Raw genomic sequence first — 13,816 nt, forward strand, 5'->3', positions numbered from 1 at the left:
TATGATTCGTCCTGTGTTCCTCCTCACCTCCTTCTTTTTACTGAGCGGATGCGCAACAACGGACTGGGCTGCGATTAATAAACAGGTCAGTGACACAGCCGCAAACCTGACAAAAACGTTGGGCGGCAACAGCAGCGGAGAAAGTGGCGGGATGCCGCTGATGAGCCCGGCAGGGCAACAGGCCATGCAGTCCGTCGATAAAACGTTCTCCGTGCCGGTCGATGTGGATACGGCAGCGGCCCGCTTAAAGCGGCACTATAAATTCATTTCCACGCAGGAGCTTGAGTCCATGCGCCAGGCAGCAAATGACGGGGACTGGAAAGCGGCGGCTGAAGATGATGCGCATCCCGTCTGGGACGCCATGCCGGGCAGCTACTACAAAATGGGCTCCGACTGGAACGGACGTGATCACCTGGATATCGAAATCGAAAAAAACGGGTCCGGCAGCAGGCTCTATGTTGTCTATCGCTCATCATCATCACAGCGCCTGGCCCGGTCCGGCGTCACGAAACTGATGAATGATGTCCGCGCTGTTGCGGCGGGTGAAAAAAGCTGATGCGGGAGGCAACACATGCAACTCTTTCTGTGTGAAAAACCCTCCCAGGCAAAGGATATTGCCCGCGTGCTGGGCATCAGCAAGCGTGAGCAGGGATTTATCAGCGGCGGTAACATCGTTGTGACCTGGGCGGTCGGCCATTTACTCGAAACTGCCAGCCCTGAAGCCTATGGCGAGCAGTATGGCAGGCCGTGGCGTGCCGATGTTCTGCCTGTGCTGCCTGAGGCCTGGAAAATGGTCGTCAAGGAGCAGACAAAATCGCAGTTCACTGTTATCAGTAAGCTGCTCAAAAAGGCCTCTGAGGTGGTCATCGCCACCGATGCCGACCGCGAGGGCGAGGTGATCGCGCGTGAGCTGCTGGAATACTGCCGCTACAGTGGCGCGGTACGCCGGCTCTGGTTGTCAGCCCTGGATGAGGCCAGTGTGAAGGAAGCACTGGGCAATATTCTTCCCGGAGAAAAAACAGCCCTGCTGTACGATGCCGGCAAGGGCCGGAGCCAGGCTGACTGGCTCATCGGTATGAACCTGACCCGCCTTTATACTCTCAAGGCCCGTGACTCAGGGGTGTCAGAAGTGCTGTCCGTCGGGCGGGTACAGACGCCGACGCTTGCCATGGTGGTTAACCGGGATAATGAAATTACGTCCTTCGTGCCAAAGCCCTGGTGGCAGGTACATGCGCTTATTGAAAAAGAGGGCGTCCGGTTCCGGGCTGGCTGGGTGCCCGTTGAGCAGTACTGTGATGAGGAAAAGCGTTGCATCAATCCTCAGGCTGCCCGGGCGGTGGGACAGCTGTGTCAGCAGCAGGGCAGGGCTGCGGTACTGGAGGTGACACAGAAGCGGGAGAAAACGGCGGCACCCCTCTGTTTTGACCTGGGCACCCTTCAGCAGGTCTGTTCCCGAAAATTCGGCATGGGCGCAAATGATGTGCTCGCCATTGCTCAGTCACTTTACGAAACCCACAAAGCGACCACCTACCCCCGTACAGACTGCGGTTTTCTGCCAACTTCCATGCAGCAGGAAATATCCGACGTGCTGGCGGCAGTGGCGAAATCCGATCCGGCTGTGGCCCCGGTACTGAATCAGCTGGACAGGCAGTTTGTCTCGCGTGTCTGGAATGACAAAAAAATCACCGCGCACCATGCCATCATTCCCACCCGACAGGCATTTGATTTGTCACGCCTCAGCGCCGATGAGCTGAAGGTCTACCAGCTGATTCGCCAGCATTATTTCGCCCAGTTCCTTCCGCTGCAGGAATCTGACGTGACGGAGGCCTCTTTCAATATCGGTGGACAGCTGTTCCGTACACGCGGGAAAGTCGGTGTGGTGACGGGCTGGAAGTCATTGTTCCTGGCTGAAAAAGATGACGATGAAGAGGACGTCGACGGTGACAGTATGGCGCTGCCGGCGCTGGCAAAAGGGGATATTTGCGCTGTCACCGGTTCTGAGGTTAAGGATATGAAAACCAGTCCGCCCAAACCGTTCACGGAGGGGACGCTGATTGCTGCCATGAAGAACGCGGCCAGTTTCGTCAGTGACCCGAAGCTGAAGAAAGTGCTGCGTGATAACGCCGGTCTGGGCACAGAGGCGACGCGTGCGGCCGTGCTTGAAACCCTCTTCAAACGACACTATCTGGAGAAAAAAGGGAAGCACATCCACTCAACGCAGATGGCCCGGGAGCTGATTGCGGCCCTGCCGGAAACGCTGACGAGCCCGGGCATGACCGCATTATGGGAGCAGGCACTGGATGATATTTCGCAGGGGAAAATGTCGCTTGCGGTCTTTATGCAAAAGCAGCTGCAGTGGACCCGTCACCTTGTCGAAAAAGGCCGCCAGGACAGTGTGAAAATTACTGCTCCCGTCACGCCTCCCTGCCCGTTATGCAAAGGACCCCCGCGTAAACGTAAAGGTAAAAATGGTGATTTTGGGGGGTGCATACGCTATCCGGACTGTGAGGGAATTATCAGTACAGGTAAGAAGAAAGCAGCGAAGCGTAAAAAAACATCGGTTAAGGCTAAAACAGAATAATCCGCGCAGTATTGAACTATTTCACTGTACAACCCCGGGCCGGGTTCTGCTATTGTTGCCAGGCTTTGATGCATAGGTGCCCCGCTGGCCACGGTGCTGTAAGGTAAACTTTAACGGGATTTACCCCCAGCAGGCCTGGCAGGAAGTTATTGCACACTAACTGACCTGTAAGACGCATGCACTCCGTGAAAACCGCGTCGGGATTATTCCCCGGAGACAGATGAGACGACCGCAGGTTAAGGCACTGACCCCAGGGCACCGGAAACGGTGCCCTTTTATTTTTACGGATCACGTTTTCCATTTTGACCGTTGACATTCAGGGAGGACGGTTTAATTATAAAAGTGCTAAACCGTCGTTCATACGACCACCAATGATTCAGTAGCCTGTGAGAATCGCCTTCGGGTGGCTACAGCGAAAGCTCCTGTAACCTGAAAGGGAGCAAACTTTGGTACATCTGCGCACCTTTGAAAGCAGATATCGCCTGTACAAGCGCATTACGACGCGGCGATGAAGGTTCCTTCAACATACCAGACTCTCAGGATTCAACCGATCCTGACCCCCGACGGGAAACCACTCCCGTCAGGGCAGATGGTTTCTCCGTCGTACCTATTTTTACCTCCATGGAGAAAACATCATGTCTGCAAACAATACTTCTGCATCTGCAAAATCTGAGTACTTCAACCTGACTATTAAAGGCATCGGGTATCTCAGCAACATCCGCCAGGTTAACCATCAGAATGGCTCGTTCCTCAGCTGCGTAATCAATGCACTGAGCGGTCCGACTGACAATCCGGCCTACGTCCGTTTTGACATTTCTGTCGCAGGTAAAGAGGCTACCAGCCTTATCGCCCGCTGCCAGAAAGCCGTCGATGAAGACAAAAAAGTCCTGCTGGGCTTTAACCTGAGTAATCCGTCCACGGACATATTTACGCTGAACAAGGGCGAGCATGCCGGCGAACAGCGTGTCAGTCTGAAAGCCCGCCTGATAAAGGTGGACTGGATCAAAATAGGCCAGGACATGGTCTACAAGACTGAAAAATCTGACTCCGTGCCGCCGCAGAATGGCTCTGCCGCACAACAAAACTACGCAGAAAACTCATTCTGATGCGCACCTGACACACCCCGTTCGCGGGGTGTTTCTTTATTCTTTACAGGAGAAATGATTATGTCCTCACGCGGCGTTAACAAGGTGATTCTTGTCGGTAATCTCGGCCAGGATCCTGAAGTGCGTTATATTCCCAATGGCAGTGCAGTTGCCACCCTTTCTCTGGCCACGTCTGAGAGCTGGCGTGATAAGCAGTCCGGTGAACAGAAAGAAGTGACCGAATGGCACCGGGTGGTTATTTTCGGCAAGCTGGCAGAAATTGCGGGTGAATATCTGCGCAAAGGCTCCCAGGTTTACATCGAGGGCCAGCTGCGCACACGCAAATGGACCGATCAGTCTGGCCAGGAGAAATACATCACAGAGGTGGTGGTAAACATTGGTGGCACCATGCAGATGCTTGGCGGTCGCCAGTCCGGCAGCGGTCAGAATACGTCTTCCCGGAATGACTGGGGCCAGCCTCAGCAACCTTCCGGACCGACTCACAGTGGCCAGGCTTCCGGCAGCAGTGCCGGTGCGCCACCGATGGACTTCGATGACGATATACCGTTCATTGGATTCGGGTATGGAGTACCAAAATCGGCAATCCATGCACTCTGAACAGCCTTTATGGCAGTTGCTCTGAACTTACACATAATCCGGTCAGCATTTAAGGATAACTGACATGCCTGTTATACTGAGGATCAACGGTTTCCGGTTCTTTTTTTATTCTAATGAAGGTAACCCGCTCGAACCTGCACACATTCACGTAATGAAAGCAGGTAGTGAAGCCAAATTCTGGTTAACGCCATCAGTGGCTCTGGCCAGTAACGATGGGTTTAATTCACGGGTATTAAAAGAACTGACGGGGATCGTTGAAGATAACCAAGCATTGTTTCTGGAGGCCTGGAATGACTATTTCAGCTAAACGGGTCAGCTTCGATGAGGCCACGATGTGGGTTGAACTCAACGACGCCCGTACCATCGGTGTGCCGCTGGCATGGTTTCCACGCCTGTTGCATGCTTCAACTGAACAGCTTAACAGCTATGAACTGAGTCCCCGTGGTATCCACTGGGACGCGCTGGACGAAGACATTTCTATTGCGGGGTTGCTTGAAGGCCGCGGCGATGTGACCCATCGTCCCCATAAAGTAGCCTGACAGCGCGCTATTAGTGAAAAACGCTGGCTTTTGCCGGCGTTTTTTTTCATCAACGGAAAATCAGTTGTTAATTGAGTGAAACCGGACTGATTCCGCACAGTGAGGGCTGTTTTATCACTGTACAGGAAAATTCCGGATGAAACGTAACACCTCTCACAACATATTTTCACCAGGCAGGCTTGCCACTGTTCTTCCCCTGCTGCTCCTTGCGGGCTGTGTTTCCCAGCCGCAAAAGTTGCAGCAACGTGAGCCTGCGGACCCGACACCCGGCACCACCGTCACCCGCAACGTTCAGCCGGTCTCTCCGGACGAGTATGCGCGGACGCCGGAAGTGGTGCGCTACGATCGTTATCTGCTGGTCAGTACCGATCCGCAGGCGGCCCAGCGTGACCCTCTCTCGCAAATTATTGATATTCGCATCCCGTCATCCCTGCATCCTACTGTGGCGGATGCGCTGCGTTACGCCCTGCGCCAGTCCGGTTATTCCCTGTGCGCGACCGGCTCCGCCAACGGCGTGCTTTACCGCCAGGCATTGCCGGCCGTCCAGTACCAGCTGGGCCCGATGCGCCTGCGTACTGCCCTGCAGGTCCTGGCCGGTCCGGCCTGGCAGCTTGAGGTGGATGATGTACAGCGTGTGGTCTGCCACAGCCTGCGCGACGGCTACCAGCTGCCGGTCTCCCAGCTTCCGCCGCCGGTCAGCACCTGGTCCACGCCTGCGCCGTCCGCCGTGTCACAACCGGCCATCAGCGCCCCTCAGTCAGTACCCGTTAAACCTGTCAGCGGAGGGTTTCTGAGAAAATGAGCGAACAGCAACCATTCCATACTGACCCCGCTCCGGCCCGTAAAAGATTCAGCTGGCGTCCCCGCCGCCGCCTCATCTGGGGCGCTGCCAGCGGTGTGGCGCTGGCCGGCATTCTGGCGCTGGGCTACACCGCCTTCAGTCTGGGCATATCGAACCTTGATGAACGCCTTGCACGCCTTGAATCTCAGGGCAGTACAGCGGCCACTGTTGAGACAGTCGCGGCCCTGCAGTCAGATGTGACCACGCTCAAAACCGGCCTGCAGGATACCCGGAAAAAACTTGGCGAGATGCAGCAGGAGCTGAGCGCAGCAGCGAAACAGGCCGGCAGCGACGACGCCGTGCGTCAGTCATTGCGAACCCTTCAGGACGCCCAGCAGGGGCTGGAAACCCGCCTGAGTGCGCTGACTGAGCAGCTGACAGCGCTGAAATCACAGCCGGCACCCGCACCCGCCGCACCTGTCGCCTCACCGGTAAAAAAAAACGAGCCTGCTGCAAAAAAGCCCCGTCCCGCTGACACACGTCGTTCTGCTCCATCCCTTCGCGTGGCCCGCACTGCGCCTTTTGTGCTGACGGGAGTGGAGAAGCGGGGGGCAGAGTCCTGGGCTGCCATCGCGCCCCGGGGCTACAGCAACCTGTCGCAGGTGGCCCTGGTCGGAGAGGGTGAAACCGTGTCCGGCTGGACGCTGGTCAGTGCCGGTTATGGTGAGGCGACGTTTCGGGTTAACGGCCGCCAGACCGTGCTCAGAGCAGAATAACGGAGCGAATGATGAAACTGAAACATACCTTTTTAGCCGCCATGCTGCTGAGTCCCCTGACCCTGGCCGCGACCACATCAGGACAGATGGATGTCAGCCGACAGGAATCAACACAACGGGCGGACTCCGCACAGCAAAACCTGCAGCAGCAGGCCGGTCAGTGGGGACTCAGTGCCGACGATTATCAGCGTTATCAGCAGCTGATGAAGGGACCCCGGGGTACCCAGTCGCCGGGTCTCGATCCGCTTTCCACCCTCGGTATCGAGGCGCAGACGCCGGCAGAGCGCCGTAAGTTTGCTGAAAAGTGGGTGAAGGAAGAGTTTGCCCGCACCCAGAAAGAGCTTGATTTCCAGCGTGAGGTGAACGCGGCCTGGCAGCGCCTGTATCCGGGCACACTGCCGGTCAATATGGGGAACGCCTCCGGCGTGGCGCACGACAGTGGCGGCCGGCTGGCGCTGTTCGTCAGGTCAAAAGACTGCGCAACCTGCGACGCGAAACTGTCTGCCGTGCTGGCTGACAACCGGCCGGTGGACATCTATCTGGTCGACAGCCAGGGCAGTGATGATGCGCTTCGCAGCTGGGCGCGGGACCATCACATTCCCGTGGAAAAGGTCCGCAAGCGCCAGATCACGCTTAACCACGACGGCGGCCGGTGGATGCGCTTTGGTAACGGCCTGATGCCGGTTTTACTGCAGCAGGCGGGAGACGGTAAATGGGCAATCGCAGCATTCTGACCGGCGCACTGGCGCTGGGCTTACTGATGGCGGCCGTCCCTGACGGCCATGCTGACCAGACGGTGCCGGAGGGTTACGTCCGCGTGGCCATGGCGCACGGCGTGCCCCCCGAAGCGCTTTACTCGGTATCACTGAGCGAGTCTTCGCGCAAACTTCCCCGCGGAATACGGCCATGGCCCTGGACCATCAATGTGGCAGGCAAAGGGTATCGCTATGAGACGCGCCTGCAGGCCTGGCAGGCGCTGCAGGTCTTTATGAAGAGTCACCCGCTTAAGCGCATCGATGTCGGTATTGCCCAGGTCAATCTGGGCTGGAACGGTCATCATTTTGCCTCGACGTGGGATGCGTTTGACCCTTACACCAACCTGAACGCCGCCGCCACCATTCTGCGTGAGTGCTGGGCGCGTAAGCCAGGCAGCTGGCTGGATGCGGCCGGCTGCTACCACCATCCCGCAGGTGGTCAGCCTGCTGCACGTTACCGCGCCATTGTGAGAGGGCATCTGGCAAAAATCAGCCCTGCACCCCGCATTTCTGCGCCGGCAGCTGAAGCGCCCCGCTCGGTTGCTGCGCTCACCCCCGATCCAGGCTTCGTCTGGACTGAACCCGGGAGATAACCCTGATGAAAACGCTGTCCTTACTGCTGTTTACCCTCCTTCCCCTGACCGGCCATGCTGAACTGAATGTGATTGCTGATCTGGGCGGTGAAGATGCTGCGCCGTATTTTGAGGCCGTTAATAAACAGCCCGGCATGCCCGGCGTCAGTGACGTACAGCCTTCACGCCAGCCGGACCACGGTGTTCCGCTGGCTGACGGGATGGCGGGTATGTTACCCGTTAACACACCTGAACTGAGCCCGGGGAATACAGCAGACCGGCCGCTGCAGTTGCCCGGCATCGGGGCGTTGTTTCTGATCGGGGATGATGCTCTGTCCCGTGAATGGCTGAAAGCCAATGCCGGCGCGCTGGCTGAACAGCATGCGGCCGGGATGATAGTCAACGTCACAGACATGGATACCGTGCGCGAGCTGCGCGAACTGGCACCCGGTGTCAGCCTGGCCCCGGCTTCCGGCAGCGAGCTGGCCCGTCGCCTGCAGATTGAGCATTATCCGGTACTCATCACCGATACCGGCCTGACGCAGCAGTTTAAGCCGTAATGAGCACGCCAGATATCAACGGTCTGCTGATGGCACACCCTTATGGGGCGGTCATACTGATAGTCCTTTTCCTGGTGGTGATGGCCTTTCTGAACCTGCGCTGGCGTGAGAAAGCCAGCACCCGCCGTCACCGGCGATACCGGGCAACGGCGGGGCGGGTACTGAATAAACTGACCCTCCTGCCGGGAGACGGGCAGCGTCTGACCTATCTGCGCAAAATCAGCCCCTATGTCTTTGAAGAGCTGTTGCTGTCTGCCTTTGAACGTCAGGGGCTAACCGTGGTGCGCAATGCCTCCTACAGCGGTGACGGCGGCCTTGATGGCCAGGTCATCATCGACGGCGAGCACTGGCTTATCCAGGCCAAACGGTACAGTCGTGCTGTTTCCCCCGCACATGTTGAGGACTTCGACCGACTTCTCCTGCACTCCGGCCGCCGGGGGCTCTTTATCCACACGGGCCGTACCGGAAAAATGAGCCGCACCCTTCATATGGCGTCACCGCGCCTGCGCATCATCAGCGGGCAACGCCTGCTGGCCATTCTCGCCGGGCAGGACGTCCGGCAGTATCTCTGAGGAATCTTTTATGCACATCATCCTGAACAGCCTGCGCTACGCTTTGTGGCTTGTGTTCTGTTTATTCCGTCATGCCGTTTTCGTGCCTGCCGCTTTCGGCGGTGTCTGCCTGCTCGCCTGGCTTGTTTTCGGCCATCCGGTCAGTGACCTGAACGACCAGTTGCAGAAGGAGGCAACGGCATGGCGCACCGCGCCGCCCGGACATTACATGTGGGAGGAATGCCCGGTGCCTGATAATGCGGCTCCGCCTGAGGCAAAGCCGGCAGCCTGTACCGTCACTGCCGTCTCCACAGAAACCGCGGCGAACAATTACCTGCTGTCATTGCGGGCCGTATGGATCATTTTTTTCATCCTGTCGAATGTTCTGTATGTGCTCTGGCGCTTACTGGCGGATGCCCTGCGTTACCACTCCCTTTCCTGCAGGGAAGCCGGTGCCGGGAGGGGAACGTATATCCGTATGGCCGACGGTAAAATTATAAAGGAGGCAGACGATGAGTAACCGTTACGTCATTGAGGCCCTGCTGCGTCCGGCCGTTGAGCTGAATACCGCCGTGGTATCGGGCATGGCGGCGTATGTCTGTGTGCAGGCACCCTGGGCTGTCGCTCTGGCTCCGACTGTCAGCTATGTCACCGCAGCCGGGTTTGCGGCGCTGGCCGTCACCCGCACGCATCAGGGGATGAAGATTATTCGCTACCGCCGGAATCTCCGCCGCCTGACGCGCTATGTCATGAGTACTAAACAGATCCCCGTCAGTCATCGTCGCCTGTTTCTAGGCCGGGGGTTCCGCTGGACGCAAAAACACACCCAGCGGCTGCAGGATACGCTGCGCCCTGAAGTGGCCCGTTACCTGCAGCCAAACCGCTTTTACCTGGGGGCGCGTCAGCTCGAAATGATGACAGAGCACCGTCTGCCCTGGCTGGGTAAGCTGCTGAGTGCCGATACGCCGCTGAACCCGGTGCGGCCGTTACCACCGGTGGGCGGCAATCCGGCGCTGCACGGCATCGAGCCCGACGAAAAAGACGTCACCCTGGCTCTGGGGGAGCGCGTTGGCCATACGGTGGTGTACGGCACCACGCGCGTCGGGAAGACCCGGCTGGCAGAGCTGCTAGTCACCCAGGATATCCGGCGGGGTGAAGTCACCATCGTGTTTGATCCGAAAGGCGACGCAGACCTGATGAAACGCGTCTGGGCAGAGGCCCACCGGGCCGGACGCGGGGACGAGCTGTATATTTTTCATCTTGGCTGGCCTGAAATTTCAGCCCGTTATAATGCCGTCGGGCGTTTTGGTCGCGTGTCAGAGGTGGCGTCCCGCGTGGCCGGTCAGCTGTCGGGTGAGGGGAACAGCGCGGCATTCCGCGAATTTGCCTGGCGGTTCGTCAACATCATCGCCCGTGCGCTGGTCGCCCTGGGTGAGCGCCCTGACTACACGCTGATCATGCGCTACGTGAACAATATCGCCGATCTCTATATCCGCTATGCGGAAAAAATCATCCAGGCGCAGCTGCCGGCTCTGCAGACGCAGATTGAGAATAATCAGCAGGTGCTGGGAGAGGACGACGTGCCCCGTAACATGCAGGGTCAGCCGGATGCCTTACGTATCTGGGCCATTGAGGTTGCCCTGAGTTCAGAAGAGGGTAAAAAACTCTATGATCCCATCCTTGACGGGCTGCGGTCAGCGGTACGTTATGACCGTACTTACTTTGACAAAATCGTGGCGTCGCTGCTGCCGCTGCTGGAAAAACTGACCACCGGCAAGACCGCCGAGCTGCTGTCGCCGGATTATCAGGACATTGACGACACGCGGCCGATTTTTGACTGGGAACAGATCATCCGTAAAAAAGCCGTGGTGTATGTGGGGCTCGATGCGCTCAGTGACAGTGAAGTGGCGAGCGCGGTCGGTAACTCCATGTTCGCCGATCTGGTGAGTGTGGCCGGGCACATTTATAAACACGGTATCAATGCTGGCCTGCCGGGCGGGAAAGAAGGGAAGTCCCTGATTAACCTGCACTGCGATGAGTTTAACGAGCTGATGGGGGATGAGTTTATTCCTCTCATCAACAAAGGGGGCGGTGCCGGCATGCAGGTGACAGCCTATACCCAGACGTCTTCTGATATTGAGGCACGCATCGGGAATGCGGCCAAGACGGCCCAGGTACAGGGTAACTTTAACAACCTGATTATGCTGCGCGTCAGGGAGAACCGCACCGCCGAGCTGCTGACCACGCAGCTGCCGCAGGTGGAGATTTACACCAAAACGCTGGTCTCCGGGCACCAGGACACGGCGGATGTCAATGCAGACCAGGACTTCACCTCAAGCACCCAGGACCGCGTCGGGACGGTAAAAGTCCCGCTGCTGGAGCCGGCCGATATCGTGACGCTGCCAAAAGGGCAGGCGTTTGCCCTGCTGGAAGGCGGGCAACTGTGGAAAATCCGCATGCCGCTGCCTGCCGGGGATGCTGATGATGTGCTGATGCCGGAAAGTATTGAGAAAATAGCGGAGGAGATGCGGCGCAGCTATCACAGCGGCGAATCCTGGTGGCGGGACGGTCCGGCCCTGAACGTGCCGGTCACAGGAGGGGCGAATGGCTGAGGTAAAACGTCCCCCACAGCAGCAGACGCTGCCGGAACGCAAGCACGGCATTCTGTATAATCTGCTCTGGGGCTGGCCATGGGCCCTGGTGGGCGTGGTGCTGTCCTCGCTGCTGCTGAGCCTGCTGATTGAATATATCGGCATCGCCTTCTTCTGGCCGGAAGCCGGGGCGGCGCACAGTGAAGCGGTCATGAACACCGAGCTGGGGTGGCTGTCCACAGAGTTCACCCGCAGCCTGCTGCTGTCTGAACCATCGGTGACGGTTGTGCGCTGGGTGAGCACCGCCTATCAGTGGGCCTTTGTGGACAGTGGCTTCCTGGACTGGGTCCGGCAGCAGTATGCACACCAGATGCACAGTGACAATGCCGTCACCCGGGAAATCAACAGCTGGAGCGGCTGGCTTGCCGGCTACCTGCGTGAATACCTGCTGGCCACGGTATGGATCAGCATTATCACCCTGGTACGCGTCACCATCCTGGTGCTGTCCGTGCCGTTGTTTGTGCTGGTCGTGGTGGTGGCGCTGGTTGAGGGGCTGGGGCGGCGTGATCTGCGGCGGTACGGCGCGGGGTATGAAAGTTCGTTTGTCTATCATCATGCCAAGAAGCTGGTCAAACCGGCCGCTGTGGTGCCCGCCATGCTGTACCTTTCCTGGCCCACGGCAGTCTACCCCAATCTGCTGTTGTTGCCGGCGGCTGTTCTGCTGGGGATCGCCGTAACGGTGACCACTGCGTCGTTCAAGAAGTATCTTTAAATCAGGGCTGGACGGAGGCGTGCAAAACTTGTTTTGCGCGCCTGCCGTCAGCAGACAAGCCATGAAACGACCGTTACTGGCGCGTCAGTGTCAGTTATTAAATACCGTCAGTTCTGTCACTTTGAAGCTGTCTGGCTTGTTGGTTATGCTGTCGTAGGGGGCCTGTAGCTTCCATTGCTGACCCGGCTCCAGATTTTCAGCCATCGCTGCCGTATTTCCTATTACTGCCCCATTCTGAAGCAAGTTGAATTTGACAATTACAGTCTTCACAGGCCCACCTGACACGTTTGTTCCCGTGCCTTCAATTTGCTGCAAACCATTTGCTGCTGTGGCGAAATGCAGGTCTGAAAGTTGGACTTTGCCAGTACCGTCGGCCGCAAGAACAGGGCCGGTAATCAGTGCAGTGATTAACGTGGCCTTCAGAACAGTCTTCATCATTTTCATTTTCCCTCTGTTTACCGTTGAGTTTTCTTAATATCACAATGAACCTTTATTTACAGCTAAACCTGCCACCGGCACAGACCTGCAATTAATTTTGAAATTCCTGTTTAGGGTTTATCGCTGACCCGACGCTCCCTCTTCCGCATCCTGTCCGCACCCCTTAATCCTTCTGGAGGTGCGTATGAACTCACATCGTCCGGCCATGCGGCGCAACCGTCGTGTCCCGGGCATCACTGGCCTGGTATTGCTGACCTTTCTGGCATCAGCTGCTGCACAGGCATCCGAGAAAGACGAGCTTGCGTCTGTTCAGCGTCAGCTGGACCAGGTTCAGGCGTCGCTTGAACGGGCCCGCGTGGCGGTTGCACAGGCCGACCCGGCTGACCGTGGCCGCTTTTTCTTTGATTACCGTCAGGCCACATCCGATCTCAACACCATCCGCAGCGGCATTGACCGCTATCTGGAGCCCTCCCGCGCGCAACCGCGTGACCCGTCTTTTGTGGCCGGTAATTACCGGCGGGAGCGGCCCTGATGCCCATGACATCCGAACAAACGAACGCGTTTAAAGCCGGCTCCGGCAGTCTTGATGTGAACATCCTTCATCTGCTCTGCATCGGGGCACTGCTGGCGTTTCTTTTTTTATGGGCCGCGTGGGCGCTGTCGGATGTCTGGACCGGCTGGAGTAACACCAAAGTGCGTGACGCGGCCCTGGGGCGTTTTGCCGTCCGCACCGTGCTGCTGTTGCTTGTGTGTATCTGGATGTTTGCCAGTTAACTCATTCAAAACGTTAAGTCAGGAGATGAATCCCATGCACCATTCTGAGTCTGTTGTTGCCCGCCTGCGCCGTTTCGGCAGTCGTACGCTGACCCGCGCCGGTACGCTTGCCCTGCTGGGCTGGCTCACCTGCAAACCGGCCTTTGCGGATTTGCCAAGCGTTGAAGCGCCTGAGTCCGGAGGCGGAAGCGGGCTGTCGGGACAAATCAAGGGCTACCTGCAGGACGGCATTGTTATCGGGGGGCTGGTCGTGGCGGCCGTTGCCTTTATCAACGTTGCCATTGCCGCCCTGCACACCTTCACCGAAGTCCGCAATGAGAAAGCCACCTGGACCAAATTCGGGGCCATTGTGGTGGTGGGTGTGGTGCTGCTGGTTGCCGTTATCTGGCTGCTCGGCAAGTCTGCCGACATTCTGTTGTAGGA

Annotated in this window: 19 protein-coding genes; 18 read left to right on the forward strand and 1 reads right to left on the reverse strand. The window is 57.8% G+C overall.

Annotated elements, in window-relative coordinates:
• The first annotated feature begins 1 nt into the window (after position 1).
• The 15 genes from HV107_RS11945 (at position 2) to HV107_RS12015 (ending at position 12,181) form a co-directional block, all read left to right on the forward strand.
• Positions 2–556, forward strand: coding sequence for a hypothetical protein (locus HV107_RS11945; RefSeq protein ID WP_016807976.1), 555 nt, complete (start codon positions 2–4; stop codon positions 554–556).
• Positions 557–571: 15 nt separating this feature from the next.
• Positions 572–2,581 carry a DNA topoisomerase III gene (locus HV107_RS11950; protein ID WP_016807975.1) on the forward strand — a complete coding sequence of 670 codons (2,010 nt, stop codon included), beginning with the start codon at positions 572–574 and terminating at the stop codon, positions 2,579–2,581.
• 635 nt (positions 2,582–3,216) lie between these two features.
• Positions 3,217–3,687: an STY4534 family ICE replication protein gene (locus HV107_RS11955; RefSeq protein WP_016807974.1), complete on the forward strand. Its 471-nt coding sequence runs from the start codon at positions 3,217–3,219 to the stop codon at positions 3,685–3,687.
• 60 nt (positions 3,688–3,747) lie between these two features.
• Positions 3,748–4,284 (forward strand): single-stranded DNA-binding protein, encoded by a 537-nt coding sequence (locus HV107_RS11960; protein ID WP_016807973.1) that lies wholly within the window; start codon positions 3,748–3,750, stop codon positions 4,282–4,284.
• Between the two features lie 64 nt (positions 4,285–4,348).
• A complete protein-coding gene (locus HV107_RS11965; RefSeq protein ID WP_016807972.1) occupies positions 4,349–4,591 on the forward strand; it encodes a DUF4160 domain-containing protein in 243 nt (80 codons plus the stop codon).
• A complete protein-coding gene (locus HV107_RS11970; protein ID WP_004115558.1) occupies positions 4,575–4,823 on the forward strand; it encodes a DUF2442 domain-containing protein in 249 nt (82 codons plus the stop codon). Before HV107_RS11965 ends, HV107_RS11970 begins: the two co-directional genes overlap by 17 nt.
• 136 nt (positions 4,824–4,959) lie before the next feature.
• Positions 4,960–5,625: a PilL N-terminal domain-containing protein gene (locus HV107_RS11975; protein WP_016807971.1), complete on the forward strand. Its 666-nt coding sequence runs from the start codon at positions 4,960–4,962 to the stop codon at positions 5,623–5,625.
• On the forward strand, positions 5,622–6,380 hold the full coding sequence (locus HV107_RS11980; protein ID WP_016807970.1) for a hypothetical protein: 759 nt from the start codon (positions 5,622–5,624) through the stop codon (positions 6,378–6,380). Before HV107_RS11975 ends, HV107_RS11980 begins: the two co-directional genes overlap by 4 nt.
• 11 nt (positions 6,381–6,391) lie before the next feature.
• Positions 6,392–7,114: a TIGR03759 family integrating conjugative element protein gene (locus HV107_RS11985; RefSeq protein ID WP_016807969.1), complete on the forward strand. Its 723-nt coding sequence runs from the start codon at positions 6,392–6,394 to the stop codon at positions 7,112–7,114.
• Complete coding sequence (locus HV107_RS11990; protein ID WP_088221852.1) at positions 7,093–7,728, forward strand: transglycosylase SLT domain-containing protein; 636 nt, start codon at positions 7,093–7,095, stop codon at positions 7,726–7,728. Before HV107_RS11985 ends, HV107_RS11990 begins: the two co-directional genes overlap by 22 nt.
• Before the next feature lie 5 nt (positions 7,729–7,733).
• On the forward strand, positions 7,734–8,267 hold the full coding sequence (locus HV107_RS11995) for an integrating conjugative element protein (RefSeq protein ID WP_016807967.1): 534 nt from the start codon (positions 7,734–7,736) through the stop codon (positions 8,265–8,267).
• Complete coding sequence (locus HV107_RS12000; RefSeq protein WP_017145109.1) at positions 8,267–8,839, forward strand: restriction endonuclease; 573 nt, start codon at positions 8,267–8,269, stop codon at positions 8,837–8,839. Before HV107_RS11995 ends, HV107_RS12000 begins: the two co-directional genes overlap by 1 nt.
• Before the next feature lie 10 nt (positions 8,840–8,849).
• Positions 8,850–9,338 carry a hypothetical protein gene (locus tag HV107_RS12005; protein WP_016808264.1) on the forward strand — a complete coding sequence of 163 codons (489 nt, stop codon included), beginning with the start codon at positions 8,850–8,852 and terminating at the stop codon, positions 9,336–9,338.
• On the forward strand, positions 9,331–11,430 hold the full coding sequence (traD, locus tag HV107_RS12010) for a type IV conjugative transfer system coupling protein TraD (RefSeq protein WP_016808263.1): 2,100 nt from the start codon (positions 9,331–9,333) through the stop codon (positions 11,428–11,430). Before HV107_RS12005 ends, traD begins: the two co-directional genes overlap by 8 nt.
• Positions 11,423–12,181, forward strand: coding sequence for a TIGR03747 family integrating conjugative element membrane protein (locus HV107_RS12015; protein WP_006785966.1), 759 nt, complete (start codon positions 11,423–11,425; stop codon positions 12,179–12,181). Before traD ends, HV107_RS12015 begins: the two co-directional genes overlap by 8 nt.
• Positions 12,182–12,271: 90 nt before the next feature.
• Here HV107_RS12015 and HV107_RS12020 read toward each other — a convergent pair whose 3' ends face one another.
• Complete coding sequence (locus tag HV107_RS12020; protein WP_016808262.1) at positions 12,272–12,619, reverse strand: FxLYD domain-containing protein; 348 nt, start codon at positions 12,617–12,619, stop codon at positions 12,272–12,274.
• 184 nt (positions 12,620–12,803) lie between these two features.
• On the opposite strand from HV107_RS12020, the gene HV107_RS12025 reads away from it, so the two are divergent.
• Genes HV107_RS12025 through HV107_RS12035 form a run of 3 tightly spaced genes read left to right on the forward strand, consistent with a single transcriptional unit; the run spans position 12,804 to position 13,814 of the window.
• The gene (locus tag HV107_RS12025) at positions 12,804–13,151 is read left to right on the forward strand and encodes an RAQPRD family integrative conjugative element protein (protein ID WP_016808261.1); all 348 of its coding nucleotides are present in this window, start codon (positions 12,804–12,806) and stop codon (positions 13,149–13,151) included.
• The gene (locus HV107_RS12030; protein ID WP_003029734.1) at positions 13,151–13,393 is read left to right on the forward strand and encodes a TIGR03758 family integrating conjugative element protein; all 243 of its coding nucleotides are present in this window, start codon (positions 13,151–13,153) and stop codon (positions 13,391–13,393) included. The genes HV107_RS12025 and HV107_RS12030 overlap by 1 nt, the downstream gene beginning before the upstream one ends.
• 34 nt (positions 13,394–13,427) lie before the next feature.
• Positions 13,428–13,814, forward strand: coding sequence for a TIGR03745 family integrating conjugative element membrane protein (locus HV107_RS12035; protein WP_016808260.1), 387 nt, complete (start codon positions 13,428–13,430; stop codon positions 13,812–13,814).
• The last annotated feature ends 2 nt before the right edge of the window (positions 13,815–13,816 follow it).

Source organism: Enterobacter sp. RHBSTW-00175, from assembly GCF_013927005.1.
GTDB lineage: Bacteria > Pseudomonadota > Gammaproteobacteria > Enterobacterales > Enterobacteriaceae > Enterobacter.

What these genes read in the sequence shown, in the direction of transcription:
- HV107_RS11945 (WP_016807976.1), top strand. Translation starts at nt 2, where the DNA reads ATGATTCGTCCTGTGTTCCTCCTCACCTCCTTCTTTTTACTGAGCGGA.
- HV107_RS11975 (WP_016807971.1), top strand. Translation starts at nt 4,960, where the DNA reads ATGAAACGTAACACCTCTCACAACATATTTTCACCAGGCAGGCTTGCC.
- HV107_RS11960 (WP_016807973.1), top strand. Translation starts at nt 3,748, where the DNA reads ATGTCCTCACGCGGCGTTAACAAGGTGATTCTTGTCGGTAATCTCGGC.
- HV107_RS11965 (WP_016807972.1), top strand. Translation starts at nt 4,349, where the DNA reads ATGCCTGTTATACTGAGGATCAACGGTTTCCGGTTCTTTTTTTATTCT.
- HV107_RS11985 (WP_016807969.1), top strand. Translation starts at nt 6,392, where the DNA reads ATGAAACTGAAACATACCTTTTTAGCCGCCATGCTGCTGAGTCCCCTG.
- HV107_RS11955 (WP_016807974.1), top strand. Translation starts at nt 3,217, where the DNA reads ATGTCTGCAAACAATACTTCTGCATCTGCAAAATCTGAGTACTTCAAC.
- HV107_RS11950 (WP_016807975.1), top strand. Translation starts at nt 572, where the DNA reads ATGCAACTCTTTCTGTGTGAAAAACCCTCCCAGGCAAAGGATATTGCC.
- HV107_RS11990 (WP_088221852.1), top strand. Translation starts at nt 7,093, where the DNA reads ATGGGCAATCGCAGCATTCTGACCGGCGCACTGGCGCTGGGCTTACTG.
- HV107_RS12005 (WP_016808264.1), top strand. Translation starts at nt 8,850, where the DNA reads ATGCACATCATCCTGAACAGCCTGCGCTACGCTTTGTGGCTTGTGTTC.
- HV107_RS12000 (WP_017145109.1), top strand. Translation starts at nt 8,267, where the DNA reads ATGAGCACGCCAGATATCAACGGTCTGCTGATGGCACACCCTTATGGG.
- HV107_RS11970 (WP_004115558.1), top strand. Translation starts at nt 4,575, where the DNA reads ATGACTATTTCAGCTAAACGGGTCAGCTTCGATGAGGCCACGATGTGG.
- HV107_RS12015 (WP_006785966.1), top strand. Translation starts at nt 11,423, where the DNA reads ATGGCTGAGGTAAAACGTCCCCCACAGCAGCAGACGCTGCCGGAACGC.
- HV107_RS12020 (WP_016808262.1), bottom strand. Translation starts at nt 12,619, where the DNA reads ATGATGAAGACTGTTCTGAAGGCCACGTTAATCACTGCACTGATTACC.
- HV107_RS12030 (WP_003029734.1), top strand. Translation starts at nt 13,151, where the DNA reads ATGCCCATGACATCCGAACAAACGAACGCGTTTAAAGCCGGCTCCGGC.
- traD (WP_016808263.1), top strand. Translation starts at nt 9,331, where the DNA reads ATGAGTAACCGTTACGTCATTGAGGCCCTGCTGCGTCCGGCCGTTGAG.
- HV107_RS11980 (WP_016807970.1), top strand. Translation starts at nt 5,622, where the DNA reads ATGAGCGAACAGCAACCATTCCATACTGACCCCGCTCCGGCCCGTAAA.
- HV107_RS12025 (WP_016808261.1), top strand. Translation starts at nt 12,804, where the DNA reads ATGAACTCACATCGTCCGGCCATGCGGCGCAACCGTCGTGTCCCGGGC.
- HV107_RS12035 (WP_016808260.1), top strand. Translation starts at nt 13,428, where the DNA reads ATGCACCATTCTGAGTCTGTTGTTGCCCGCCTGCGCCGTTTCGGCAGT.
- HV107_RS11995 (WP_016807967.1), top strand. Translation starts at nt 7,734, where the DNA reads ATGAAAACGCTGTCCTTACTGCTGTTTACCCTCCTTCCCCTGACCGGC.